This window comes from Bradyrhizobium sp. sGM-13 (genome assembly GCF_018398875.1).
In the GTDB taxonomy this organism is placed as follows: domain Bacteria; phylum Pseudomonadota; class Alphaproteobacteria; order Rhizobiales; family Xanthobacteraceae; genus Bradyrhizobium.
This window is the reverse complement of sequence record NZ_JAGWDK010000162.1, coordinates 1-727: the sequence shown is the minus strand read 5'-3', so window position 1 is coordinate 727 and position 727 is coordinate 1. Positions and strand designations below refer to the sequence as shown.

1 protein-coding gene is annotated in these 727 nt (G+C 64.2%); it reads right to left on the bottom strand.

The genetic code is table 11. The annotated features are described in order from the left end of the window. Positions 1 to 727 (bottom strand): nitrogenase component 1 (locus KJQ96_RS38590; RefSeq protein ID WP_305831061.1); only part of this gene is annotated, 727 nt, incomplete at both ends.

Below are 727 nucleotides of genomic sequence, written 5' to 3'. Positions count from 1 at the left end.
TCGTCCTAGCAAGCTCTTCCAGATCCTCGAGATCGCCGATCAGCACCTCCTTGGTCCCGATCCGCTCCAGCACCGGCGACGGCGTGGTCGTCACGGCCGCCGTCACCTGCGCGCCCATCTCGTGAAGCATGCTGGACAGGTCGAACAGGAGGTCAGGCTCGGCACCGATCGCGAGCTTGCGGCCGCCGACATGGAAATGCGCGTCCAGCATCGCATCGCTGAGCTGGCCGCGCTGGCGCCGATATTTTGCTGGCACAGGGCGGCCACTGATGTCGCTCAGGAAAGCGATGAATTCATCGTTGGGGATGAGGCCGCACAGCCGCTCGAACAAGCGAAACGGCACCCCAGACTTCGCCTGCATGGCTTCTGCCGCCCGCCGCATCTGCGCACCGATGGCAATGGTCCAGCTGGACCGGCCCATGCCCGCGACTTCGTCAACCCCGATGCCACCAATGGTCGTTGGCGTAAACTCGTCCGGGATATGCCCGTCCAGCGATCCCGCGAGATCAGGCAGGAAGGATGGCTTCAGGCCGAAATCCTCCAGGATCGTCCTAAGTTCGTCGAGGTCACCCGGCGTCAGGTGACATCCGGGGAGGACATTCACCCGCGCGGGATCACGCTCCGCCCCGACCGCCGGCGCCTCCACCAGTACCTCGACCATGCATGCCACTGTCTTTCCCCACCCGTCCTGGAAGGCGTCCTTGAAATCGGGCGTCGAGACAAAGAC